Raw genomic sequence first — 24937 nt, forward strand, 5'->3', positions numbered from 1 at the left:
TGGTCCAGAGGGTATGTGTGCGTGGTGTCAGGAGAGACAGGCCCCTGGCTCCTGGTTAATCAAAAAGAGTATCACTTTACGGATTCGGAGTGGAAGGTTGAGGTTGAAATCCTAAAAGGCGAGAATGTGTTTCGCCTTTGGGTGCGGCGCGAGCTCGTTATTGAAGAAACGTATTCACCGGCTCCGGTGGATGACCTCGATCCTTGGTCTGATGAAGAGTCTGAAGATCTCTTTGTCTGGTTGACCAGAAAAAGAAATGATGAAGAGTTTATAGAGCTGTGGACTGATAAGTAACCGATAGTGAGGTCTGGGCTTTAATGTAGGTGGTCGAGGAAGATATGATCTTAACGATGCCTGAGCGACGAGGTGCGCGCGTAGAGTTTGATGAGAAGAGCTTATCTGTCCAGAAAGCGACTAGGCTTTGCGATCGAAAAAAGGGCGTACTCTCGTTCATTCAGACGCACACGGTAGCACTATATGAGAAATCCGGCGGCCTGATCTTGCAAATTGATCATCAGGTATGGGATCTCTTGTCGGAGCGTGTTTACTGCCGCTTTTCTCACGACTTCAGGTCAAAAACCACCTTGTTTAAGGTAAGCGGCGGCCAGTCTGAATTTTCTGTTGAGTACCCGGCATGGTGGTCATCCATACCGAACTTCGAACCCCTCGAACCCGAAATGGACGCTGAAGAAGACTTTATGGCCTACTTGTGCGAGGTGTCGAAGAATCGGGGTTTGTGTGAATCATTAATCTCTTCGTGGTCCTGAGTAAATAAGCCAAGGATAACTTCCTAGGTGTCGGCAAACGGGAGAAGAGGTTCAATGGATTTTAATAAGCTGAGCGCCGCCGCCGAGGCGGCGATCGATCAATTAAACCAGTACGCCGAGCGGTACGGGGAAGAGGGATTCTTGAAAGCCATACGGCTACAAATGGAATTCATTGTTGAGAACGCTAGCTCGGGCGTTGATCCCGTATCGAAGTTGGGCGATCGGACGTTCACTTATGCGGTAATGGCTTCCAGAGAGTTAGCGAGCCCCGAGGAGGTGTTGATCGCAGACAGGTTAAATCAGGTTACCAGGATACTGAGTGAGAGGTAGGTGGCCGGCCTGCTGGCCACAAAGCAAAATACGAGGCCGGGCCCTGCTTCCGCGCTCAATAATTGAAAATAGGAGAAATGGTTTATGGAATTCAACTCAAAACAAACTCGCTCTAGCTTGTCTCTTACCATGGTTATTCTTTCTGTTGTCCTGACCTCCCTGGCGGTTGTGCTGAATCTTTATATGGGTTCCCTGCAGGAGCCGTTGATCAGCGGCGCCATCGGACGTGGGCTGTTTCCCATTATTTTCAGCGCAATAGTGGTGGGGCTCTTTCAGATAGGGCGTCGCTTCAGAAGCCGTCGGTCCCGCTGGGTAGTGTATACATGGACCATGGGGGTGCTCTTCGTGATCGCCTTGCTGCAGGCGGTGCCCGTTATCCTCACCGGTGGGTTTTGGCGCTAAAGGGGCTGAGTATCCCTCCAACCCCCTCGCAAATTCCCACACTTTAGGCTATGGTATCCTTCAGCCATATGGTCACAATGAATACAAGAGTACTGACCATTGGCGATACACAAATATGTAGTGAGGGGTACCTATGATAAAGACAATCACAGCCATTGCCCGGCCGCTGGCCTTGGCGCTTGGGTCGGCCGCCATTTTCAGTGCCTGTACGGCGCCCGGGGTGGGGTCAGATAGCGGCGAAAGCAACGCCCGTTACGAATTGACCGATAAAGTCTACTTTGCCCGCCCTGGGGCCAATGTCCTGCCATTCAGTAACCCGCCTGGCGGGTTGTTCTTTGACTCCAAAACCAGCGGGGTCGAGATCATTCATCACGGCGAGCGCACCGCGACCAATGGCGATGTACGGCTGCAGGCGACGCCCGAACAGTGGGATGGCATGGGCCAGTTGGTGGAGCGTCGGGTTGAGGCTGACGAGCACCGCGTGGTGACTGAGCTGGCCTATCCCGAGCACGATTTCCAGTATCAGGTGATCACTACCACCGAAAACGGCAAAGTGCGTATCAGCGTCCAACTGGATGAGCCGCTGCCCGGGCATCTGGAAGGCGAAGCCGGGCTGAATATGGAATTCCTGCCAGCGGCCTATTTTGGCAAAGGCTACCTCGCCGATGGCGCGCCGGGCACTTTTCCCCGCCATCCGGCCGGGCCGATGCGGGTAAATGAGGAGGGGCGCACGGTTTCCACACCCATCGCCCAAGGTCGGGAACTGGTGTTGGCGCCGGAAGACCCCGAGCGCCGAATCTCCATTCGCAACCGGCACGATGACCGGGAGCTGATGCTGTTTGATGGGCGCAACAAGGCTCAAAACGGTTGGTATGTGGTGCGCAGCATGCTGCCGGCGGGGCAAACCGGTACCGTGGCCGAATGGGAGCTGGATATCCACGGTATCTCAGGTTGGACGCGGGACCCCGTTATCAGCTATTCCCAGCTTGGCTACCACCCGGCCCAGCCCAAGCAGGCCGTGGTGGAATTGGATAGCAACGCCCCCGGCGTCGACAGCATGCGCCTGGTGAAGGTGACGGAAAACGGTCAGACTGCCGTGGTTCTGGAAAAGGATCCGGAGCAGTGGGGCGAGTACCTGCGCTATCGCTACCTGACCTTTGATTTCTCCGACGTTCGGGAGCCCGGCTTGTACCAGCTGGAGTACGGCGACCAGACCTCGGGCGTATTCCGCATCAGCGAGGAGGCCCGCAGCGACACCTGGCAGCTCACGTTGGACGTGTTCTTTCCGGTGCAGATGGATCACATGACCGTGCGCGAGGCCTATCGGGTCTGGCACGGCGCCTCTCACCTCGATGATGCCCTGCAGGCGCCGCCGAACTACGAGCACTTTGATCTCTTCGCTCACGGCGACACCACCGATACCGCGTTCGAGCCTTTCGAGCACATCCCGGGCCTGAATTACGGCGGTTGGTATGACGCCGGGGACTACGATATTCGCACCCAGTCCCAGTACTTTACCGTGCAGCACCTGGTGCACGTGTGGGAGCAGTTCGGCGTTGACCGGGATACCACCACAGTCTCCCAGGCGAAGAAGTACACACAGATCCACCGGCCCGACGGAAAGCCGGACCTGCTGCAGCAGATTGAGCACGGGACCTTGGGGCTGATTGCCCAGCATCGGGCGGTGGGTCACGCCATCCCCGGCATTGTGGCCGGCCATCTGTACCAGTACCCCCACTTGGGGGACGGCTCCACCAAAACCGACAATAAGGTCTATGACCCGAGTCTGGATCCACTGTCGGATGAGCGCTCCGTGGGTGAGATGTACGAGCCCTCGACGGTCGATCCGACGCCCGAAGAGCCGGTGGTGAAAGAGGAGGGCAATCGCAGCGGCCGATTTGACGATCGTTGGGCGTTTACCTCGAACACGACGGCCCTGAACTATGGCTCCGCGGCCGCGCTGGCCGCTGCCAGCCGGGCGCTTCAGGGCTACAACGACGAGCTGGCCCAAGAGAGTCTGGCTACTGCCGAGCGTGTCTGGGAGTATGAGGCGGGGCGCGAACCCAATACCTTTCGGGTCGGTAACACGACCGGACGTGGTCTCAATGAAGAGCACCTGAAGGCGGCGGTGGAGCTGTTGCTGGCCACCGAGAAAGATCGCTATGCCCAGGCAGTGGGCGAGCTTCTGCCCAAGGTTCGCGATGACTTTGCCGGTCACGCCTTTATGCTGGTGCTGGCCTTGCCCTATATGGACGACGCCTACCGACAAGAACTGGAGCAACTCACCCGTGACTATCGGGCGAGTATCGCGCAGGTGGAGGCAGACAACCCGTTCGGCGTACCCATTACCCGCGGTGGCTGGGCCGGGGCGGGCACCGTGGTGGGCTTTGGAGTTACCAACTACTGGCTCAACCAGGCCTTCCCGGAGATCGTGGAGGAGGAGTTGGTGCATCGCAGTCTGAACTTCATCTATGGCCTGCATCCGGATTCCAGCTACTCGTTTGTTTCCGGACTGGGGCCAGCCTCCCAGACCATCGCCTACGGCAACAACCGGGCGGATTTTTCGTTCATTCCGGGCGGGATCGTCCCGGGGATTCTGGTGCTGCCGCCGGACTACCCGGAAAACAAGAGCAACTGGCCTTTTTTCTGGGGCCAGAATGAATACGTGATCACGGTGGGAGGCAGCTACCTGTTTCTTGCCAAGGCGGCGGAGTCCCTCCTCGCCCGCTGATTGCGGTATCCTTGATCCTTCCGCACAACGGCGCCCGTGAAGGGCGCCGTTTTTGTCTGTGAGGCGTCCATTTTCCCGTTCTTGCCGAACCCTCTATCACCCGCTAGTTTTGGAGATAGACGCAACACCCTTTGAGTTCCACGGTCAAACCGGTAAAGTAGCGGCTCACGGGACGACCCTTGATTGATCGGATCTGGATTTTGTTAACGTTTTTTTCCTCTTCGTGGTGGCGCTGGCCCAGGCTTGGCCTCGGTGTCGCCCTGCTATTGATCGCCCCCTTCAGTTGGGCTGCCCCCGAGATCAAGGTTGAGGGAGGCGACGAGGCCCTGCGCGAAAATGTCCGGAACTTTCTCTCCATCGGGGAGGAGCCTTGCGACACTGCGCTGTGGCGGCTGCGAGCCCGGATGCGCGAACTGGGCCGTCAGGTGCAATCCGCCGCCCGGGCCCTGGGCTACTACCATCTGGAAAGTGACCGTCAGCTCAGCCGCGACGACGAATGCTGGGCGCTCACCATCACCCTGCACCCTGGCGAGCCGGTGCGCATCACTGAAATGGATTTGCAGATCAAGGGCGAAGGCGGGAGCGATGGTACATTTCAGAAGATTATAGATAAGCCGGACCTGAACGAAGGTGATGTCCTGAATCACGGCCGTTACGAATCCCTGAAAAGTCGCTTTAATGTGTTGGCCTCGGCCCATGGCTACTTTGACGGCCAGTTCGAGCGGGCCCGGGTCGTTGTGGATAAGGATGAGTACAGCGCCCACGTGGAGTTGATCTACAACACCGGGCCCCGCTATCACTTCGGGGGCATCAACCTCAAGCACGACATTTTGAAAGAGTCGTTCATTCGCCGCTACCTGACCTTCGAGTCCGGCGACCCCTATGACACCGAACCGCTGCTGGAGCTGAAAAGCCGCCTCAATGCGGCCAACTACTTCCGCTCAGTGCGCGTCACCCCGCAGCTTCAGTCGCTTGAGGGAGAGCGGGTGCCCGTCGACATCGAGCTGGAAGGGCGCAAGCGCCACGCCTATTCGGCCGGTGTGGGCTATGCGACGGATACCGGCGCACGGCTGCTTCTGGGATACGAAAATCGCTACGTGAACCGCAGTGGCCACTGGTTCAATGCCGACTTGGAAGTGTCAGAAGTGGGTACCAATGTAGAGGCCTCCTACAACATCCCCATGAGCCGTCCTGCCCACGAAACCCTCCGGTTCTATTCCGGGTACCAGAGTGAAGAAACAGACGACACCCGCAGCGACGTCAGTACCCTCGGTACCAGCTACACCCGCTCGACGGAGGGCAGTGACTGGCTGCAGACCTACTCGCTCAACTACGAACAGGAATATTACGAAGTGGGGGGCGAACCCGAACAGCGATCGGACCTGCTGATTCCGGCCTTCAGTCTTTCGCGCACCCGTAGCGATGGCAGTAATTACCCCACCTCGGGCTGGAGTTTTCTCGGCCGGGTTTCCGGCTCACCGTCTTCACTGGGCTCGGACACGAGCTTCGTTCAGCTCTACGGCCGTATCAAGGGCATTTACGGTATTGGGCCGGGGCGGTTGCTGTTGCGCCTGGAGGGCGGTATCACCGAAGTGGGTGAAGTGGGCGACCTGCCAGTCTCCCAGCGTTTCTTCGCGGGGGGCGACGCCAGTGTGCGCGGTTACGACTATAAATCCCTGGGTCCCACGGAGATTGACGACCAAACGGGCGAGCCGGTTGTGGTCGGGGGGCGGAACCTGATCACGCAAAGCATTGAGTACGACTACCGCTTCAAGTCCAATTGGGCGGTGGCCGCCTTTTTTGATCAGGGCAACGCTTTTGACCACTCCGATGTGAACATGATGCGCAGCGCCGGTATCGGTTTGCGCTGGATTTCGCCCATCGGACCGGTACGCGTCGACGTCGCCCGTGCCCTGGACGGCGAAGAAGGCTGGAAGCTCCACCTGAGCATGGGGCCTGATTTATGAAGTGGTTCCGGCGAGTGTTGAAATGGTTGCGCTGGACGCTGCTCAGTGTGGTGGGCGTAGTGGTGGTAACGCTGGCGCTGGTCAGCGCCATACTGGCCACCGAGTCCGGCAGCCGCTGGGTGCTCAACCAGGTGGCGGAGCGCTTACCGCTGACCTTTGAGGGCATGAGCGGAGATCTGATCACCGGGCTTGATGTTCAGTCGGTCGAATATCGCCTGGAAAACCAGTGGTACCGTGTCGAGAACTTGTCTTTTCGCTGGCAGCCTCTCTCTTTGCTCTACAGTGCGGTCTCGGTGCAGTCATTGCGGGCGAGCGCCGTCGAGCTTCACTTGCCGCCACCCTCCGAGGAAGAAGAGCCTGCGAGCGCTTCTGAATCCATAGAGTGGCCCGATATTTCCCTGCCGGTTCGCATTGAGCTCGGCGGTGTCGATCTGCGCAATATCCGTATCTATCAGGGAGAGACTGAAACCCCTCTGGAACGGGTCAGCGGTACGGCCAGCCTTGGCACCTTCAATTTGCGGGTCTGGGACCTGACCGTCGCCGCTCCAAGCTATGGCGCTACCGCCAATGGGCGCATTGGCGTCAGCTACCCCTATGACGCCAAGTTGGCCCTGAAATGGCATTACCGCCTGTCGCCCCCGGAGGGGGGCGAGATCGAGTTCCGCGGGGAAGGCAACCTGGAAGGCGACCTGACCAGCCTGACAGCGGAGCACACGTTACAGTCGCCGGTCACGATCGAGAGCGACCTGCGCTTCTGGCCCAACCTCAGCGACCCGGAGGCGGAGCCGAAACTGGTGATGGACAGTCGTTGGCCGGAGCAGGCCCTTCCCGCGGCCGTCGGGCTCCCCGAGACGTTGGCGGATCTGCGCACCAGCGGTCGTCTTCAGGTCGAAGGTTGGCTCAGTGGGTATCAGGTCGATACCACGGTTCGGGCCTCCGGCTCGGGCATACCCGCACTGGAGTTGGATCTGGCCGGTGAGGGCGACCTGAAACAGCTCAATCTTGAGCCTTTGACGCTCGTGCTGCCGGAGGGTGACCTGCAAGCCCGGGGCCGCCTCGCCTGGGCGCCCAAGCTCCAGTGGGACCTGGCACTGTCATTGAATCAACTGAATCCGGCGGCGCTCCCCTGGGCGGCGCTGGAGTCCTGGCCGGGCAGTATCGGGGGCCAATTCACCAGCGAGGGGAAAATGACGCCGGAGGGGCTGCAGGCCGGAGTCAGCGAACTTGATATTGCCGGCCAGCTTCGCTCGTTGGCGCTAAGCCTGACTGGCCACCTCGACTATGACGGCGAACGTCTCCAGGCTCAAGCGCTGGAACTGGCACTCGGGGCTAACCGGTTGACGCTCAATGGCACGGTTTCGGATCAACTTGATATCGACGCACAGCTGTCCGCCCCGGTCCTATCGCAGCTGGACCCGGCGCTGGAAGGGGAGTTGACCGCAGATATCCAGCTCACTGGCCCTCTCAGCGAGCCCGGCGGTCGCGTCAGCGTCGAAGGGGTCGGTCTTTCCTGGCAGGACCGCTATCGCCTGGAGCAACTGACGATTTCCGCCGTAAGGCGAGGCCAGCGCTACCAGGTGGCGTTGGCGGCGGTCGATATCAACGTGCCCGGTGACCAGTTGCAGTCCTTCGCGGTAATTGGCGAGGGTGGCATTGACGACCATGTCATCAATGCCACCCTGGTGTCGGAAAACTGGGGGCAAGCCAACTGGCGCTTGGCCGGTGGGTACACCGGTAGCGCCTGGGACGGCGCGCTGACCAACCTCAAGCTCGAGCCGCCGGATCTGCTTTTTTGGGAACTCGACCGGGAAGCGCCCCTGACGGTGGCCGCCGATGAGGTGGTTGTGCGCTCTTTGTGCCTGAGTCCGGCCCCCCGCTGGCGTCAGGAAGAAGACGGTTCTCGCCGACAGGGCCCGGCCGAGGGACGAATTTGCGTCGATGGCCAGTGGCTGGCCCAAGGCGGTGCCAGCGCCGTGGCACTGGTCGAAGGGCTACCGTTGCGCCTCGCTCACCGATGGTTGACGCCGGAAGTGGTTGTGGAGGGGACTCTGGAAGGTCGCCTGGAGCTTCTGGCCCCACCTCAGGCCCAGCCCAACGCCCAGTGGCATCTCGAAACCCGCAATGGCGCGCTGCGCTACCAGTTTGGCGAAGACGATGCCGAGGTTTTCGAATGGCAGGGTACCCGCTTCGAGGGCACCTTGAAGGAAGGGCAGATCGATGCCCGGTTGCGCAGTGACTGGGGGGACAAAGTGGGCAGTCTGCAGGCCACTCTGGGCGTAAACACGGGCAGTGGCGCGCTGGAAGGACAGCTTCAGGCCGACTTCCATGCCCTTGAACCGCTGGAGGCCCTGGTCGCTCAACTGCAGGATGTTCGCGGGCAGTTTACCGCCGATCTGAAGGTCTCCGGCACCATCAAGAAACCGGACGTCAGTGGTGAGCTGCGGTTATCAGAGGCGACCGCGAAACTGCCGGAGCTGGGGCTACAACTGCAGCACCTGAACCTGCAGGCACAGACGGCGAATAATGAAGTGAATCTGCAAGGGCAGGTCACCTCTGGGGAGGGACAGCTAACTCTGGATGGGCAAGTAGATCAGCCCTGGAGCGCGGATCGCCAAATCAGTGTGACACTGACGGGGAAAGATTTTCAGGTGCTGAACACCCGCGAGCTGATGGTGTTGGTCACCCCGGACCTGACGTTGGAAGTGACGCCTGAGCGTATCGATCTGACCGGCACTGCCGTGATTCCCAAAGCCCGTGCCGAATTCAAATCACTGCCCCAGTCCGCCACCCGGGTATCCGATGATGTGGTGCTGAAAGACCCCGAGGGCGGCGGGGGTGAGCAGGCCGGACGTACCGTCCACGTCGACCTGAAAACGTCATTGGGCGATGACGTCCGTTTCTCGGGCTTTGGTCTGCAAAGTCGTCTGTCCGGTGAGCTGCAAGTGATCAAGGGGCCGGAGCGGGGCCTATTGGTGCTGGGCGAGGTGGGGGTTGCCGAAGGCCGGTACGAAGCGTACGGGCAAAATCTCAAGATCGAGCGCGGGCGGCTTATCTTTCAAGGGCCTTATGACAACCCCGGGTTGGACATTCGAGCGACCCGCACCATTGAGGACGGGGTCGATAGCGACATTGTCGTCGGGCTCCAGATCAGTGGTACCTTGCAGCGTCCCAGGAGTGAGATATTTTCCAACCCCTCGTTGCCGGACAGTGAGGCCATGGCCATGTTGTTTACCGGCAAATCGCTCAATTCCTCCTCCTCGGCGGACGCCTCCATGTTGGTCAACGCCATCGGGGGGCTTGGGTTGAAGCGCAGCGGCTTTATCACGGCGGAAATCGCTGACACCTTCAATTTGGACGAATTCCGGATTCAGACCGAGGACAACGTCCAGGAAAGTTCGCTGTACATCGGTAAATATCTCACCCCGGATCTGTTCGTCCAGTACGTGGTGGGGCTGTTTGATCAGACCTCCAGTGTGGGGCTGCGTTACGAAATTACCGAGTCCCTGCGCCTGGAAGCAGAGTCTGGTCTGCACCAGAGTGTGGACCTGATTTACAATATCGAACGCTAAGATCTCAACCGTCTGTTAACGCAGCAGGGCTGTGGACAGGCGCAAAAATTCCGAGGCCCGTTCGGCATCAATGGGCCGGCTGAAGTAGTAGCCCTGCATATCGTGACAGCCGAGGCGTCGGAGGAAGTCATGCTGCTCGCGGGTTTCCACACCCTCGGCGATGACCCTCAACCCCAGACTCTGCGCTAGCGTAATAATGGTACTGATGATGACCCGGTCGTCGTTGTCCCGGGTAATATCGCGCACGAACGATTGGTCGATTTTCAACTTGCTGATTTTGAAGCGCTTGAGGTAACTCAGCGAGGAGTAGCCGGTACCGAAATCGTCAATGGACAGACTGATACCGGCCCCGTGCAGGCGGTTGATCATGTCCACCGCGCGCTCCGGGTCATCCATCGTCATACTTTCGGTCAATTCCAGCTCCAGATACTCCGGTGGCAAGGATGCATCGTCCAGAATCGTCATGATCAGGTCCGGCAGATTGGGCTGATGGAACTGTGCTGCCGACAGATTGATGGCGATTTTCGGCGGCGCGATTCCGTCGTCAATCCAGCGGCGGAGTTGCTGGGTGGCCTCGCGCAACACCCACTCGCCAATGGGTACAATCAACCCGCTGCTCTCTGCTATCGGGATGAACTCTACCGGGGAAATGCGGCCCAGCTCCGGGTGCGTCCAGCGCAGCAGCGCCTCGAAACCGATGGTCGCTCCGGTGTGCATTTCCTGTTGCGGTTGGTAATGCAATTCAAACTGGTTGGTTTCCAGGGCCTGTCGCAGCGCGTTTTCGATCTGCATCAAACGCACATAATGGGTTTGCAGTTCGGGTGTGAAAAAACTGTAGGTGTTACGCCCTTTCTGCTTGGCCCGATACATGGCGATGTCGGCATTGGTGTAGAGCTGGCTCAAGTGATCGCCATCTTCGGGGTAGAGCGCGATGCCCACTGAGCTGCTGACCGACAGGTCGTAGCCGTCCACCCGGAACGGTCGGTTGAGCAGCGTCAGTAGTTTCTGCGCCGCATGAGCCGCGCCGCTGGCATCCGTATTCGGCAACAGCAGAATGAATTCATCGCCGCCAGGACGGGCGAAGGTGTCCTCTTCCCGCACCATGGCACGCAACCGGTCGGCAAAGGCCTGCAGTAATCGGTCCCCGGCCTTGTGCCCGAGAGAGTCGTTGATGTTTTTGAAGTTATCCAGGTCCAGAAACAGAAGGGCGACGGTGTCGCGGTTGCGCTCGGCAAGTTTTAGCGCGAATGTCGCCCGCTCTTCCAGCAATGACCGGTTGGGCAAGTTTGTCAGCGGGTCGTAGTAGGCCAGGCGGTGGATTTCCTCCTGGTCCTCCTTCAATCGGCTGATATCGCTGATGATGCCGATGTAGTAAGTCGGGCGACCCTCCTCATCGCTGATTTCGCTCACGCTCAACCACTCGGGGTAGATTTCGCCGTTCTTGCGCCGGTTCCAGACTTCACCCTGCCATACGCCTCGTTTCTTGATTTCATTCCACATGTCGCGAAAGAACTCGGCATTGTGTCGCCCCGACGACAACATCTTCGGTGTTTGCCCCAGAACCTCCTCTTCGGGATAACCGGTGATTCGTGTAAACGCATTGTTCACCATGACGATGGCCTCGTCGGCATCGGTAATCAACACTCCCTCGCTGCCGCGCTCGAATACCGTGGCAGCCAGCTCCAACTGCGCCTCGTTCTCCACCTGCTGACTGATATCGGTGTGAGTGCCAACGGTGATGCCGCGCAGCAGACCTTCCTCATCCCGCAGAGATTGGCCGCGCGAGAGAATCCATACCCAGTGCCCGTCGGCGTGTTTCATCCGGAAACGGTTTTCGTACATGCCCTCGGCTCCGGTGGCAATGTAGTTGGCGAACACCGCCTCGGCCTGCTCCCGGTCTTCGGGATGCAGCAAGTCGAGCCACGCTTCGTTCAAATTGGAGTGGCCATTCATGTCATAGTCGCTTTGCAGGCGACCGAGCATGGAAAAGTATTCCGGGCTGCATTGCAGGAAATTCTGCTCGTGAAAATACTCCCAGGCTCCGGTATTCGAGGCAGCAATCAATGAGCGGTAGCGCTCGACGCTGGTGCTCAGCTCCCCGGTGCGCTGGGCGACCTCTCTTTGCAGGTTACCTTTGTGCCACCGCAAGTCCAGCAGGGCCTTTGTCAGGTAGCCCAGCAGTGATGAGATCAGGATTACCGGAGCCCAGGCCACCGTGAACCAGGAGTGCGGAACCCAGCCGCCCGACGGTGTTACCGACAGCGTCCAGGTATTATTGGGTACCGCGATGACCTGTTCGACTGGCTCGTGCAGTTCCGCCTCGCTGTTGCTGCTGATCAACTGCCGCGTCCCGGTTTCCGGGTCTTCCCGCCATAGTTGGTAGTGGTAACCCTGGTCGCCAATTTCATCCAGGCGGCCCACTTCCAGCAACCGCTTCAGTCTGATGGTGACATTGGTGAACCCCCAGAACTCTCCATCGATCGTGACCGGGTAGCGAGCTACGACACCTTTACCGCCCTGTACCAATTCCAGTGGGCCGGCTACGCTCAGTTGGCCCGAGCGCAAGGCCATCCGGCTGCCGGCTCCCTGGGCTTGGTCCTCGAGCTGGTTGAAACCGATCGCCCCTTCATTGCCGCTTTGGGGCATGACCTGGGTGACCACGCCGCCGGGGGACAATGACAGGCCGACCACATCCGGGTAGAAACGCAGCATGTCACCGGCAATGGTTTCAAAGCGGGTTTCAATATCGTCGGAATTGCGGACAAAGGTGGCGAGCGTATAAGCGGCTGACAGCGAATGACGCAAGTGGGCCTCGAGAATACGCGCGCGGTTGGCCGCCTGACTGGAGGCCTGCAGGCGTTTCTCGCGAATATGGGACTGGCGTTCCTCCAGTACCCATACCGACAGAAGCCCGGAGCAGAGAACAAACGTCGCCAGTGCGGCCAGCCAGAAGCTGGCGCGAGGGTAGTGTTCGGCTGGGGACGAGCGGTTGGTCATAGCCAGAGTGCGCGCACCTCAAAAATGTCGGTCAGCGTGGTAGCCCAAGTATAGCGGTGCCACAGCCATCTTGGCCAAAACTTTGGTGCCATCGCTCTGGCGTCTGGATTTGGTACCATGAGTGCTTTATCTGAAAAGCGAGGCTGAAACGAGTGTCCGACATGATCGATATCGGCGTCAACTTAACCAGCGGCCGATTTCACAAAGACTTGAGTGAAGTGATGGGCAGGGCGCGGGAAGCCGGGGTGCATGCCCAAATTGTGACCGGCACCTCGGTGCATGCCAGTGAAGAGGCCCTGGCGCTGGCCCAAAGCTATCCGAATGAGCTCTATGCCACCGCTGGTGTTCATCCCCACGATGCCAAAAACTGGAGCGAAGAGTCCGCTGCTTCTCTCGCCGCGTTGGCGCGCGAGCCTGGCGTGGTTGCCCTCGGGGAATGTGGCCTGGACTTCAATCGCAATTTTTCCTCGTCTGAGGATCAGCTTCGCTGCTTCGAAGCGCAACTGATTCTGGCAGTGGAAGTGCAAAAACCCGTTTTCCTTCACCAGCGCGATGCCCATGAGGCGTTTATGCCACTGTTGAAACACTATCGGCCACAGCTGGTCGGCGCCGTGGTGCATTGTTTTACCGGGACGCGGGAGGAACTCGAGGACTACCTCGCGCTGGACTGTGCCGTTGGCGTTACCGGATGGGTGTGCGACCAACGTCGGGGGGCGGAGTTGCGGGAGTTGGTAAAGCACATACCTGCTGACCGCTTGATGGTGGAGACCGATGCCCCGTATCTTACCCCCCATAACCTGCCGAAAAAGCCCAAAGGCAACCGTAATGAGCCGGCATTTCTGCCCTACGTCATTGAAACGGTGGCTGAATGCCGGGGGGAAGCCCCCGACGCACTCGCTCGGCAAACGGCGCAGAATGCCAGAGTATTTTTCCAGCTGACATGATGGCCCGGCGGCTCCCGAAGGGCGCCCAGGCCCGGGGGAAGCGCCCTTTATAAAAAACGCCGCTGGCCTTGCGCGCAGCGGCGTTTCCGGTGTGTTTCGTGGGCTGGGTGGTTACCAGGCCTGTTCCGGTGTTTCCGGGTTGATAACCTCTTCCGACACGCCCGTGCCCAGTTGCACGTCTTCTTCACTGATGCCCCCATTCAGGTAAATGGCACCGGTGTACCGGCCTTCCAGGCGCAGCGGCCCGCCGCTGACGTTGTCGCTGAGGTTGACGTTGTTGAAGTGCACTTCATAGGAGTCGTCCACGGTCATCGCCAGGGAGTCGGACTCGATGGTCACGTCGTTCATCACAAGGTTTTTTACCCGCACGATCCGCGCGCCCATTTCGGCATTGGTCACCTTGATGTTGCTCAGAGTAATATTTTCCAGCCACTTCTCTGGCAGGCCGATCAGGGAGATAGCCGTCGGAACAGTGTCGATGGTGACATTGCGAATATCGATATTGCGCACGGTAGGCGCCACGCCGGTGGCTTCCGGGCCAGTATAGAAGCTGTTGAAGTTGATGGCTTCGTAAGTGATGTTCTTCATGGTGACATCGCGAATGTAGATGTTCTCGATCACGTTACCCCGGCCGCGTTCGGTCTTGAAGCGGATGCCCCGGTCGCTGCCATCGAAGTAGGCATCGTGCACGTAAATGTTGCGCAGACCGCCGGAGGTTTCGCTGCCAAACACCACGCCACCGCTGCCGGTGCGTACGTTTTTCGCCTCGAAGTGGCGGACCACCACGTTTTCAGACGGGATGTCGATTTCCAGGGCTTCCTCGTTCATGCCAGACTTCAGAACCACGGCATCGTCGCCGGTCTGGAAGTGGTTGTACTCGATCAGCACATTCTTGGAAGAGTCCACCACCACCCCGTCGCCGTTGGGTGCGCGCAGGCTGTTGATGTCCACATCGCGCACGATGATGTTCTCGCTGTAAATCAGGTGGACGTTCCACATGGGTGTATCCAGCAGGTGCACGCCTTCGACCAGGATGTCTTTGGATTTCCAGAACACGATAAAGCTCGGGCGCATGCCTTCGACGCCGGCCCCTTTGCCCCAGCCTCGGCGAGAGAGGGGAACCTGTGTCATTTTGGCGCGCGGCGGGGCGCCGTGTTCTTCAAACCACTCCCACCAGTGGTCGCCCTGGGCATTGAGCAGGCCCTGGCCGGTCAGCGCCACGTTTTCCACCTCTGAGGCGTAAATCATGGGCGCGTAGTTGTAGGCTTCTACGCCTTCGTGGCGTTGGGGAACGACAGGCAGGTAATCGTCTTTATCGGTGCTGAACAGAACCTCGGCGCCTTCGGCGATGTGCAGGTTGATGTTGCTTTTGAGGTGGATAGAACCGCTCAGCCATTTGCCTGCGGGAATCACCACTCGACCGCCACCGGCCTGGTGGGCGGCGTCAATCGCCTGGTGCACCGCGTCGGTGATCATATTGTCCCGGTCATTATTCATCTCCCGGGCGCCGAAATCGCGGATATTGAAACTCTTATTGGGGAAGGTGGGCCGCTTCAGCTGAGGCATTTCGAAGGGTGGGTTCAGCGGCGCGATGTCTTGGGGCACGGGCCCCATCTGGGCGGCGGCGGGCAGCCCGGCTGTGATCAATACGGCCGCGGCCAGCAGCGTCTGCAGACGACGAAGGGGCCACGTCAAGCGCCGAACAGTTGATGAATTCATAGGTTACTCCCGTCAAAATCGGTCTGATTGACATTATAAGTATTAGAAACGCCATGGTGGGCCTCTCACAACCCCCCAACAGCCCGGCGATAGTAGCACTTTTCGGGGTAGCTGTTGACTCCGGGGTGAGGCGGGAAAGGGTAAAGTCCCGTCAAAAACGCCAAAGGCGCGTAATCAACAGAACGCCCGCACAGGTCAGCCCCACGATCAGAGCCAACCAGAAGCCGCTGGCTCCGAGGGCCGGAACCAGCCAGTCTGTGAATGTCAGTACATAACCCAATGGCAGACAGATGCCCCAGAAAGAGAGCAGCATGATGCCCAGTGGGATACGGGTATCCTTGTAGCCTCGCAGCGCGCTGATGGCCGTGACCTGAAGGATATCGGCGAGCTGGAAGATGGCGGCGAAGACCAGCAGCCGGCTGCCCACGGCGATCACTTCCGGGTCACTGGTGTACAGGCTGACCAGGAACTCCCGTCCGAACAGCAGCACCGGTATGTGCACCATGGCGATGCCCAGCCCCAGCAGAAGCGTGGTACGTGCCAGCAGCCGGGCGGTATCCGGGGTGCCTGCGCCCATGAGAAAGCTCACCCGCAATGTCAGGGCGAAGCCCAGGCTCAGGGGCACCATAAAGACCACGGCCGTGATGTTGAGCACAATCTGGTGCCCGGCCACCACCACCGCTCCCAGCGGGGCGAGAAACAGGGCGATGACCCCGAACATGCTCACTTCCACAAACATGCTGGCGCCGATGGGCAGCCCCAGGCGCAACAGTTGCTGAATTCGGCTCCACCGGGGTGCGACCCAGTCGCCGATCAGGTGATAGCGACGGTAGTGCTTGCTGTAATGAAGGTAGGCGAGCATGATCAGCGCGGCGGCGGTATTGGACAGCGCCGTGGCCCAGCCGCAGCCGATGCCGCCCATCTCCGGTAAACCGAATTCGCCGTATATCAGCACATAGTTCAGGGGCAGGTTGATCAGCGCCGAAATCAGGGAAATTACCATGATCACCCGGGTGTGGCCCAGGCCATCGGTCAGCCCCCGCAACGACATCGTCAGCAGCAGCGCCGGCACCCCCCAGACAAAGGCCTGGAGGTAGCCCTCGGCAATAGCGGCGGTTTCGTCGCCCAGGCCCAATAGTGGCAGCAGTGGCCCGGCACTCAGCAGCAGGGCAATCATCAGCACGGTGGACGCGCCGGCGATGTAGAGGCCCTGCCAGGTCACCGACATGATCTGGTCGGTCTCGCCCGCCCCCCGGTGACCGGAAATGGTGGGTTGTTGCGCGCTCAGTACCCCGAAAAAGAACAGCAACAGTGGCGACCACAGACTGGTGCCGATGCCCACAGCGGCCAGGTCTTCGGCGCGATAGTGCCCGGCCATGACCGTGTCGATTACCCCGTTGGCCATCTGGGCCAGTTGCGCCACCACAATCGGGCCGCCAAGCAGTGCCAGGGTTTTCCATTCCGCCAACACCTGAGCGAGACGGCCGCTGCTCGGGCGGGTGGGGAGTGGCTGGTGTTCTTCATCCATCGGTGCGGCGTTCCAGGGTTGAGGCAGTGTCGGCTCGAGAGAGTGTGGGCGGAACACTATACCCGAGTTGGGCCGGCCTTTGGCAAAGCCCTTGACCTTCCGGGGCAGGCCGGGACAATAGGGCGGTGTTCACTTGGGATATGGCGGATAAGCGATAGGCGCATCCGCCGTCGCAATGCGACACGATCGATCACCTCTCATAACCCTGGAGCCACGAATTTGGCCACCAAATCAAAAACGAAAACCGCCTACGTCTGCAACGAATGCGGCGCTGACTTCACCAAGTGGCAGGGCCAGTGCAGCGAGTGCGGCGCCTGGAACAGCCTCTCGGAAGTGCGCCTGGGCCCTACCCCCTCTAACCGGACGGCCCGGTTTGAAGGCTATGCCGGCGCCCCCAGCGGGCAGGTCCAGACGTTGGCCGAAATCAGCCTGGAAGACCTGCCTCGCCTGGGTTCCGGGGCCGGTGAGTTTGACCGGGTGCTGGGCGGCGGCTTTGTCGCGGGCTCAGTGGTGTTGATTGGCGGTCACCCCGGTGCGGGCAAGAGTACCCTGCTGTTGCAGACGCTCTGTCATCTGGCCAGCAAAATGTCCGCGCTTTATGTCACCGGTGAGGAATCGATGCAGCAGGTGGCCATGCGGGCTCAGCGTCTCGGAGTGCCGACCGACGAGCTGCGTATGCTCAGTGAAACCAGCGTGGAGACCATTTGCGCCACGGCCCAGAAACTGGCACCCAAGGTCATGGTGGTGGACTCCATCCAGGTCGTGCACATGACCGACATCCAGTCGGCTCCCGGCTCTGTGTCCCAGGTGCGCGAGAGCGCGGCCTACCTTACCCGCTTCGCCAAGCAGACCGGCACCGTCGTGATCCTGGTGGGGCATGTGACCAAAGACGGTTCCCTGGCGGGCCCGAAGGTGCTGGAGCACATGATCGACTGTTCCATTTTGCTGGAGGGCGACAACGATTCGCGCTTTCGCACCCTGCGTGGGACCAAAAACCGCTTCGGTGCGGTGAATGAACTGGGCGTATTTGCGATGACCGAGCAGGGCATGAAGGCGGTCAATAACCCCTCGGCCATTTTCCTGCAACGGGCGGATGAGATTTCCTCCGGCTCCGTCGTGATGGTCATGTGGGAGGGCACGCGTCCGCTGTTGGTGGAGATCCAGGCGCTGGTGGATGACAGCCACACCGGCAACCCACGTCGGGTGGCGGTGGGGCTGGATCAGAACCGGCTGGCCATGCTGTTGGCGGTGCTGCACCGCCACGGTGGCATCATGATGGCCGACCAGGATGTTTTCGTGAATGTGGTCGGGGGTGTTAGGGTAATGGAAACCAGCGCTGATCTGGCGCTGTTGCTCGCCATTGTCTCCAGCTTTCGTGACCGGGCACTGCCGCAAGATCTGATGGTGTTCGGTGAAGTGGGCCTGTCGGGCGAAATTCGCCCGGTGCCCAGCGGACAGGAGCGCTTGCGCGAAGCGGCCAAGCATGGGTTTAAAAAAGCGATTGTGCCCAAAGGTAACGCCCCGCGCGAGAAAAAAGAGGGGTTGGAAGTGATCGCTGTGCGAACGTTGTCCGAAGCACTGGATGCGATTGACTGAAGCCTTGACGCAACGCTTCGCGCGCGCGTCGATAATGCTCGCGCTCCACGATCGTCGGAGCGCTCGCGACAAAACCTTGAAACATGCTCTATAGTTTACAGAGTGTCCGGTGTCGCCCAACACCATGTGACCGCCTCATCTCATCCACGTGGAGAACAACCTAAAACAAGGGCTCACCGGTGACTCCTACCGATTGATCACTACCAAAGGAGGAAACCGTGGCAAAGCGACTACCGCTTTACTTGGGGGCGTCTGCGCTCACCACTCTCGTTCTGGCATCGCCGACGCCGGCTTTGGCCGAGAACAATCTCTCAGCGGGTATCTGGGGCACCTACGCCTATTTGCCCGATGATGAAACCAGCAAAGACACCTGGGGCGCCTTTGAAGGCGAGGCCCTGATTCTTTATGCCGATGGCAGTGCCGAGGAAGGGGAGGGCCGCTGGCTCTACTCGGCAGAAATGCGTCTCGGCCCCGGCAGTTTTACCGACCCGGCCAACAACTCCACCGGTGATCAGTTCACTCTGCACAAAGCCTGGGTGGGCTGGCAGCTTGATGCGGATCATGTGGTCAAGGTCGGGAAAAGCCAAGTGCCTTTCGGTTGGAAAACCTACAACTTCTGGCCCGGCGACATTCTTCTGGCCGGTTTTGGTGACCAGATGGATGTTGGGGTAAAAATGTCCGGTGAGCGAGGCCGTTGGAACTATGACGCGGCGCTGTACCTGGCCGATGATTGGGGTTCCACCAGCACGGACACCGTCGATGACAACGGCCATTGGGGCAGCTCCACCACCTTTCGCAAAGTTCAGACCTGGGTGGGCAATCTCGAGTACGAATTCCTCGAAAACCAGACCCTCGGTCTGTCACTTCAGAGCGGCAAGCTGCAGGGCTTGAGTGATGCCGATCCGGCGACGCCGGGGACGCAGCGCTGGAATGACAGCGTGGACGGTGACCATCGGGCCGCTGTGCTTCACTACCAGGCGAACTGGAAACAGTGGTACGCGAAAGCCTCCTGGATCACCATGGAGCGCGACTTGCCGTCCCGTTATGCGAGCGATGCCGGGTTGGCCAACACCATCGAGAACAGCCGGCTCGCGGCGGAAATCGGCTACGACGTGGGAAACTGGTCCTACTACGTGGACTTGAGTCAGGCGGAACCGGACACCGCTGGTTCGGCAGCCGACAGTGTGACCGCGATCGCCCCCGGCTTTCGCTACGATTATGGCCCGGGCTGGGTTTATGTGGAATACCTGACGCAGGATGGCTTTGTGGACCGCAATGGCCAAGTGGGCGAAGGGGACTTTGACGCTCTGTATGTTTCTCTCGATTTTTATCTGTAACGCGTTTTATCAATACGCTTTTACCCAAGCAAGGTGGCACTATGTCTGATGAAAATAGCAAAAGCGCCGACCCCAGTTGGATCAAGATCAATCCGCCGGTTTTTTATGGCGCGGCCATTCTCAGTTTAATTTTTGTATTGGGGACCGTGATCGCCCCCGAGCAGGCAAGTACCCTTTTCGGCGCGGTGCAGAATTGGGTCATCAACACTGCGGGGTGGTTCTATGTACTCTCGGTGGCTCTGTTTCTGATCTTTGTGGTGGTTCTGGCATTGTCCGGCTACGGCCGAATCAAGCTCGGCCCCGATCACAGTGAACCGGATTACAGTTATGTGTCCTGGTTTGCCATGCTCTTTTCCGCGGGGATGGGTATTGGCTTGATGTTCTTTGGCGTGGCCGAGCCGGTCATGCACATGATGAGCCCGCCCGTGGGCGATGCCGCCACGGCCGAAGCGGCGCGCGAGGCCATGCGCATTACCTTCTTCCACTGGGGCATGCACGCCTGGGCCATTTACGCTGTAGTAGCGTTGTCGCTCGCGTACTTTGCCTTTCGTCAGAATCTGCCGTTGACCATTCGCTCCTCGCTGTACCCGTTGATTGGGGAGAAAATCTACGGGCCTATTGGCCACGCCGTGGATATTTTTGCCGTGCTGGGTACCCTGTTTGGTGTGGCGACCTCACTGGGCCTGGGGGTGATGCAGATCAACTCCGGCTTGGGCTATCTGTTTGATGTGCCCACCAACGTCGGTGTGCAGATCATGCTGATTGCCTTCATTACCATGCTCGCCACCATTTCCGTGGTGATGGGGCTTGACGGCGGCATTCGCCGAATTTCCGAGCTGAATATGATTCTGGCGGTGATTCTGGTCGGCTTTGTTCTGGTGGCCGGTCCGACGGTCTATCTGTTGCAGACATTCGTCCAGAACACCGGCTATTACCTGTCAAAAATTGTCGATACCACGTTCAACCTTTACGCCTACGAACCCAGGGACTGGATCGGTGGTTGGACGCTGTTCTACTGGGGGTGGTGGATTGCCTGGTCGCCATTTGTGGGCATGTTCATTGCCAGAGTCTCTCGCGGGCGTACCATTCGCGAATTCGTTGTCGGGGTGTTGGCCGTACCGGTAGGCTTCACCTTTCTGTGGATGACGGTGTTCGGTAATACCGGTATTCATATGATTCTGACACAGGGCTTTACCGAGCTGGCCGATGCGGTCGCGGCGGACTCCTCGGTGGCACTGTTTCAGTTCTTCGAGTATTTGCCGTTTTCGACCATTTTGTCCTTTCTCGCCACCATTCTCGTGGTGACCTTCTTTGTCACCTCGTCTGACTCCGGGTCGCTGGTTGTGGACATGTTAACCTCCGGTGGCGCGGGTGACGAATCGCCAGTGTGGCAACGTATTTTCTGGTCGGTGACTGAAGGCGTTATCGCTGCTGCCCTGTTATTGGCCGGTGGTCTGAGTGCACTGCAAACCGCCACCATTGCCAGCGCCTTGCCCTTCACGATCATCATGTTGTTGATGTGCTGGGGCCTGATACGTGCGTTGAGACTGGAATTGGTCAAGCGGACGAGCCTTAAAGATGCCATGCTCGCACCGCGTATTTCGAGCCAATCCCACTCTTGGCAGCAGCGCCTGACGCGCGTCATTCGTCACCCCAAACACGGCGAAGTACTGAGCTTTCTGAGTGGCACTGTCAAGCCCGCGCTGGAGCAGGTAGCCGAGGAGTTCGAAAAACAATCTCTGTCGGCTACGGTGGCGCATGATGACAAAGACAGGGTCTGGATCGAGGTGGCTCACGGTGAGGAGATTGATTTCTTCTACTCCGTACACGCTCGCCCCTATACACCGCCCACCTTTGTGATGAGTGACATACGCCGCAAACGCGGTGAGGAGCTGCGTTACTTCCGCGCCGAAGTGTATTTGCGTGAAGGGGGCCAGGACTACGACATCATGGGATGGACACGCGAGCAGGTTATTGCCGATGTGATTGATCAGTACGAAAAACACATGCACTTCCTGCAAGCCGTCCGTTAATCGTCGCATCATTTGTCCTACCAATGGTTTTCGCGCCGGTGTTCTGGTACACATCGGCGCGAAAACTTTCCTGCCTTGTTAACTGTGCCACAAACGTCACAATCGGTGGCATGGCATACCACTCTTCACTGGTGAAAAGCCTCAGGCTCACTATGATTCGGCCCTGCGTCAATTCGCATCAACGTCAGGGTGACTGTCATGGAAACAATAACAATAAGCAGTAAACGCGGCGTGGCTGCCTTCGCGGTGTCTGCACTTTGGGCGTCGCCGGCGTTCGCGCACGTCAAATGGTTTTCCGAGCCCGCGCCGGATAGCTCACCGGGCATGCCCGAAATTTCTACGATGATGATTGTCGGTACTTTGTTGGTGGCAGGGCTTTTATTGGCAAAAATTGTCGACACAATGGCTCATCAATTTTCATTGACGCCCCGTCGCCTTTACAGCCGCTCGACGCGCCCTCTGCGGCTGGTGTATTACCTTATCGCTATTTATTTTCTCGGTGCGGCGATTACCAATACGTTTCTCGCGCCGCACATTCGCGTACCGGAGTCGGTTCTGTACGCCGGAGTCGCGGTGCAGCTGGTCATCTACAGCGGCTTGCTCCTCGATCGTGGCCGGGGGCTTTGTGCCTTTCTGATTGTGCTGTTGTTTATTGTGGCCGGAGTGTCCGACCCTCTGTTTGTGGTTGAGTACCCGTTGTTGTTGGCGCTGGCCTGGATCGTCCTGTTTGCCGATGAACGGCCGTCGCCACTGGGCTTGCTGTTGGTAAGGTTCCTGCTTGGGTTTTCGCTGGTGACTCTCGCGTTTACCGAAAAGCTTAATGATCCAATGCGCGCTCTGTCGTTGCTCGAACAGCACGACTTCAATTTTATGGCCCGGGCCGGCCTTAACTACAGTGATCGTCTGTTTGTTTACTCCGCCGGCCTGGTGGAATTGCTGATCGGTCTGGTCTTGCTGGCGGGTTGGGTCACACGCTTGACCGTCTCGGTATTGTTCATGTTCATGATCGCCACCAACAGTTATTTTTTCTCAATCGGTGAGCACTACATGGGGTGGGTTGAATTGATCGGCCATCTGCCGATTTTTGCCTGCGGTATTCTCTTGTTGTTTTATCAGCCGGCGCCGGAAGCCCGCAAAGCGTCGGTCAATCGTCGGGGCGGGAAAGCAACAGTGCCAACAGCACCTGATCGACTTCGCTGAGTGGGCGATACTCCACGCCGGCGCAGTTGGCGTCGCGGTAGACCGTGGTGCCGCGAAGCCTCAGGCATTTGCGCGGCTGGCGGTCCAGCAGTTCGGTCACATCGGGGGAGGAGATCTCTTCGAGCTCGACCGTCAGACTGATTTCATCGCCTTCCTGTATGGGGTGGTCGCGATCGATGTCGAGACAGGCCCCGTTAAATGACATGTCCAGCAACCTGACATCCCAGCCACGGCTGTCATGCAACACGTGGGCGTGAGCGTGAACCGGGTGGCGGGGGTGTTCGCGGCGGTCGGGGGGAGCCATTACAGGCATGGCGATCTCCTCTGCAACGTCGTGATCAGGGGGAGGCAGCGTGAATCAGCTCGGAGAGCTCGCGTTCCATGACGGCCGGATCGCCGACGTTCAACTCCACCAGTCGGCGCAGGTGCTGAATGCTTTCCAGGCCGATGATTTCACAGGCCACACCGATGCGGCCGGGCTCGCGGTGGGCGATGCGCCCCTGCATGGCAATATCGACATTGTCGCTGAGGTGGATATCCAGATAAAGAGACGCGTCGACATCAAAGGCGGTATTGTCCGGCACGGCGAGCAGGGCGCCCTTGAGGGAAATGTCGAGCACTTCCGCATCCACGTTCAGCGCACCCTGGCTCACTTCCGCTGGTGCGTTGAAATGAATACGGCTGAACGGGCGGCGCTCTTCAAATTCCGTCATACCGGTCTCTCCTGAAGGTTCCCCTTTTGCGGCAGGGTTATCCCCTAAGTGTAGCCGCTTTTCGAATCGGAACAAGCGCCGGTTTGCGCGCTCCGAGCGGGGTTCCCTATAATCCCCCGCTCACCAACGCAGACGGACAGCATTATGACCCAGCGGCGCATCGGCATTGACCTCGGCGGCACCAAAACCGAGGTGATTCTTCTTGGCGGCGACAGCGAGACCCTGTTTCGCACCCGCATTCCCACGGTTCGGGACGATTACTCGGCCACCATCGAGTCGATTGCGGGTCTGGTGGAGCAGGCCGAAGCGCAGGCCGGGCTCGAAGCGCTGCCGGTCGGGGTGGGTATTCCGGGTTCGGTGTCTCGCAAGACCGGTCTGGTCAAAAACGCAAATTCTACCTGGCTCAATGGCAAGCCGCTCCAGGCGGATCTGTCCAAACGGCTGAAGCGTGAGGTCAAGGTTACCAATGACGCCAACTGCCTGGCTGTGTCCGAAGCCACCGATGGGGCGGCAGTGGGTTATGAGTACACTTTTGCCGCCATTTTGGGGACTGGCTGCGGGGCGGGCCTGGCTCATCGCGCAGAGGCGGTGGTGGGCCCCAATGGCGTCGCCGGTGAATGGGGTCACAACCCCTTACCCTGGACTTCTGAAACCGAGCTTCAGTCCCGTCAGTGCTATTGTGGCCGCTTTGGCTGCCAGGAGACCTTTCTCTCTGGCACTGGGCTGTGCCTGTCTTACAGGCGCCTCACCGGCGAGGCTCTTACGGGCCACGAGATTGCGGAGCGGGCCGGAGCCGGGGAGCGGGCGGCAGTAGCCGTGGTCAACGACTATCTGGACGGCCTCGCTCGCGGGTTGGCCGCGGTCATCAACGTGCTCGACCCGGACGTGATCGTCCTGGGCGGCGGCGTATCCAATATGGCGGTGATCTACGAGCGCGTACCGGCGTTGTTGCCGAACTACGTCTTTGGCGGGGAGTGTGACACGCCGCTGGTTCGGGCCGTGCACGGGGATTCCAGCGGTGTCCGCGGCGCCGCCTGGCTCAACCCCATCAAAAACTGATGGGGATCAGAGCCTTCAGCGACTTGTAGAGAAGAGCCTTCAGCG

At 59.2% G+C, this 24937-nt stretch carries 18 protein-coding genes; 13 read left to right on the forward strand and 5 right to left on the reverse strand.

The window, feature by feature from the left end:
* Positions 1 to 24 precede the first annotated feature (24 nt).
* The 7 genes from G547_RS0101910 to G547_RS0101940 all read left to right on the forward strand — a co-directional run bounded on the left by G547_RS0101910 (position 25) and on the right by G547_RS0101940 (position 9766).
* A complete protein-coding gene (locus G547_RS0101910) occupies positions 25 to 294 on the forward strand; it encodes a hypothetical protein (RefSeq protein WP_157209753.1) in 270 nt (89 codons plus the stop codon).
* A 44-nt stretch (positions 295 to 338) separates the two neighbouring features.
* Positions 339 to 767: a hypothetical protein gene (locus tag G547_RS0101915; RefSeq protein ID WP_027328394.1), complete on the forward strand. Its 429-nt coding sequence runs from the start codon at positions 339 to 341 to the stop codon at positions 765 to 767.
* A 54-nt stretch (positions 768 to 821) separates the two neighbouring features.
* Positions 822 to 1097 (forward strand): hypothetical protein, encoded by a 276-nt coding sequence (locus tag G547_RS0101920; protein WP_027328395.1) that lies wholly within the window; start codon positions 822 to 824, stop codon positions 1095 to 1097.
* Between the two features lie 84 nt (positions 1098 to 1181).
* A complete protein-coding gene (locus G547_RS0101925) occupies positions 1182 to 1499 on the forward strand; it encodes a hypothetical protein (RefSeq protein WP_027328396.1) in 318 nt (105 codons plus the stop codon).
* Between the two features lie 133 nt (positions 1500 to 1632).
* On the forward strand, positions 1633 to 4230 hold the full coding sequence (locus G547_RS0101930) for a glycoside hydrolase family 9 protein (protein ID WP_036186421.1): 2598 nt from the start codon (positions 1633 to 1635) through the stop codon (positions 4228 to 4230).
* A 179-nt stretch (positions 4231 to 4409) separates the two neighbouring features.
* Positions 4410 to 6197 carry an autotransporter assembly complex protein TamA gene (locus G547_RS0101935; protein ID WP_051234596.1) on the forward strand — a complete coding sequence of 596 codons (1788 nt, stop codon included), beginning with the start codon at positions 4410 to 4412 and terminating at the stop codon, positions 6195 to 6197.
* Positions 6194 to 9766: a translocation/assembly module TamB domain-containing protein gene (locus tag G547_RS0101940; protein WP_027328399.1), complete on the forward strand. Its 3573-nt coding sequence runs from the start codon at positions 6194 to 6196 to the stop codon at positions 9764 to 9766. The genes G547_RS0101935 and G547_RS0101940 overlap by 4 nt, the downstream gene beginning before the upstream one ends.
* Positions 9767 to 9781: 15 nt before the next feature.
* On the opposite strand, the gene G547_RS0101945 is transcribed toward G547_RS0101940, so the two are convergent.
* Positions 9782 to 12763, reverse strand: a complete 2982-nt coding sequence (locus G547_RS0101945; protein WP_051234598.1) for an EAL domain-containing protein — start codon at positions 12761 to 12763, stop codon at positions 9782 to 9784.
* A 161-nt stretch (positions 12764 to 12924) separates the two neighbouring features.
* On the opposite strand from G547_RS0101945, the gene G547_RS0101950 reads away from it, so the two are divergent.
* Complete coding sequence (locus G547_RS0101950) at positions 12925 to 13707, forward strand: TatD family hydrolase (RefSeq protein WP_027328401.1); 783 nt, start codon at positions 12925 to 12927, stop codon at positions 13705 to 13707.
* Positions 13708 to 13818: 111 nt separating this feature from the next.
* On the opposite strand, the gene G547_RS19655 is transcribed toward G547_RS0101950, so the two are convergent.
* Both G547_RS19655 and G547_RS0101960 read right to left on the reverse strand, forming a co-directional pair.
* Positions 13819 to 15426, reverse strand: a complete 1608-nt coding sequence (locus G547_RS19655) for a glycoside hydrolase family 28 protein (RefSeq protein ID WP_051234600.1) — start codon at positions 15424 to 15426, stop codon at positions 13819 to 13821.
* 151 nt (positions 15427 to 15577) lie between these two features.
* Positions 15578 to 16954 carry an MATE family efflux transporter gene (locus G547_RS0101960; protein ID WP_027328402.1) on the reverse strand — a complete coding sequence of 459 codons (1377 nt, stop codon included), beginning with the start codon at positions 16952 to 16954 and terminating at the stop codon, positions 15578 to 15580.
* Positions 16955 to 17173: 219 nt separating this feature from the next.
* On the opposite strand from G547_RS0101960, the gene radA reads away from it, so the two are divergent.
* The 4 genes from radA (at position 17174) to G547_RS0101980 (ending at position 23120) form a co-directional block, all read left to right on the forward strand.
* Positions 17174 to 18550, forward strand: a complete 1377-nt coding sequence (gene radA / locus G547_RS0101965; RefSeq protein ID WP_027328403.1) for a DNA repair protein RadA — start codon at positions 17174 to 17176, stop codon at positions 18548 to 18550.
* A 218-nt stretch (positions 18551 to 18768) separates the two neighbouring features.
* On the forward strand, positions 18769 to 19887 hold the full coding sequence (locus tag G547_RS0101970; protein WP_051234602.1) for a hypothetical protein: 1119 nt from the start codon (positions 18769 to 18771) through the stop codon (positions 19885 to 19887).
* 41 nt (positions 19888 to 19928) lie between these two features.
* Positions 19929 to 21920 carry a BCCT family transporter gene (locus G547_RS0101975; RefSeq protein WP_027328405.1) on the forward strand — a complete coding sequence of 664 codons (1992 nt, stop codon included), beginning with the start codon at positions 19929 to 19931 and terminating at the stop codon, positions 21918 to 21920.
* A 198-nt stretch (positions 21921 to 22118) separates the two neighbouring features.
* Positions 22119 to 23120 (forward strand): DoxX family membrane protein, encoded by a 1002-nt coding sequence (locus G547_RS0101980; RefSeq protein WP_157209754.1) that lies wholly within the window; start codon positions 22119 to 22121, stop codon positions 23118 to 23120.
* Here the strand turns inward: G547_RS0101980 and G547_RS0101985 are convergent.
* Entirely contained in the window at positions 23065 to 23433 is a 369-nt protein-coding gene (locus G547_RS0101985) for a PilZ domain-containing protein (protein WP_027328407.1), read from the reverse strand. The two genes, G547_RS0101980 and G547_RS0101985, sit on opposite strands and share 56 nt — an antisense overlap.
* 25 nt (positions 23434 to 23458) lie before the next feature.
* Complete coding sequence (locus G547_RS0101990) at positions 23459 to 23833, reverse strand: PilZ domain-containing protein (protein ID WP_027328408.1); 375 nt, start codon at positions 23831 to 23833, stop codon at positions 23459 to 23461.
* 144 nt (positions 23834 to 23977) lie between these two features.
* Between G547_RS0101990 and G547_RS0101995 the strand changes: the two genes are divergently transcribed.
* Positions 23978 to 24892, forward strand: coding sequence for an ROK family protein (locus G547_RS0101995; protein WP_027328409.1), 915 nt, complete (start codon positions 23978 to 23980; stop codon positions 24890 to 24892).
* The last annotated feature ends 45 nt before the right edge of the window (positions 24893 to 24937 follow it).

This window comes from Marinimicrobium agarilyticum DSM 16975, from assembly GCF_000423345.1.
GTDB lineage: Bacteria > Pseudomonadota > Gammaproteobacteria > Pseudomonadales > Cellvibrionaceae > Marinimicrobium > Marinimicrobium agarilyticum.

What these genes read in the sequence shown, in the direction of transcription:
- G547_RS0101915 (WP_027328394.1), top strand. Translation starts at nt 339, where the DNA reads ATGATCTTAACGATGCCTGAGCGACGAGGTGCGCGCGTAGAGTTTGAT.
- G547_RS0101920 (WP_027328395.1), top strand. Translation starts at nt 822, where the DNA reads ATGGATTTTAATAAGCTGAGCGCCGCCGCCGAGGCGGCGATCGATCAA.
- G547_RS0101925 (WP_027328396.1), top strand. Translation starts at nt 1,182, where the DNA reads ATGGAATTCAACTCAAAACAAACTCGCTCTAGCTTGTCTCTTACCATG.
- G547_RS0101930 (WP_036186421.1), top strand. Translation starts at nt 1,633, where the DNA reads ATGATAAAGACAATCACAGCCATTGCCCGGCCGCTGGCCTTGGCGCTT.
- G547_RS0101940 (WP_027328399.1), top strand. Translation starts at nt 6,194, where the DNA reads ATGAAGTGGTTCCGGCGAGTGTTGAAATGGTTGCGCTGGACGCTGCTC.
- G547_RS0101945 (WP_051234598.1), bottom strand. Translation starts at nt 12,763, where the DNA reads ATGACCAACCGCTCGTCCCCAGCCGAACACTACCCTCGCGCCAGCTTC.
- G547_RS0101950 (WP_027328401.1), top strand. Translation starts at nt 12,925, where the DNA reads ATGATCGATATCGGCGTCAACTTAACCAGCGGCCGATTTCACAAAGAC.
- G547_RS19655 (WP_051234600.1), bottom strand. Translation starts at nt 15,426, where the DNA reads ATGAATTCATCAACTGTTCGGCGCTTGACGTGGCCCCTTCGTCGTCTG.
- G547_RS0101960 (WP_027328402.1), bottom strand. Translation starts at nt 16,954, where the DNA reads ATGGATGAAGAACACCAGCCACTCCCCACCCGCCCGAGCAGCGGCCGT.
- G547_RS0101975 (WP_027328405.1), top strand. Translation starts at nt 19,929, where the DNA reads ATGTCTGATGAAAATAGCAAAAGCGCCGACCCCAGTTGGATCAAGATC.
- G547_RS0101980 (WP_157209754.1), top strand. Translation starts at nt 22,119, where the DNA reads ATGGAAACAATAACAATAAGCAGTAAACGCGGCGTGGCTGCCTTCGCG.
- G547_RS0101985 (WP_027328407.1), bottom strand. Translation starts at nt 23,433, where the DNA reads ATGCCTGTAATGGCTCCCCCCGACCGCCGCGAACACCCCCGCCACCCG.
- G547_RS0101990 (WP_027328408.1), bottom strand. Translation starts at nt 23,833, where the DNA reads ATGACGGAATTTGAAGAGCGCCGCCCGTTCAGCCGTATTCATTTCAAC.
- G547_RS0101995 (WP_027328409.1), top strand. Translation starts at nt 23,978, where the DNA reads ATGACCCAGCGGCGCATCGGCATTGACCTCGGCGGCACCAAAACCGAG.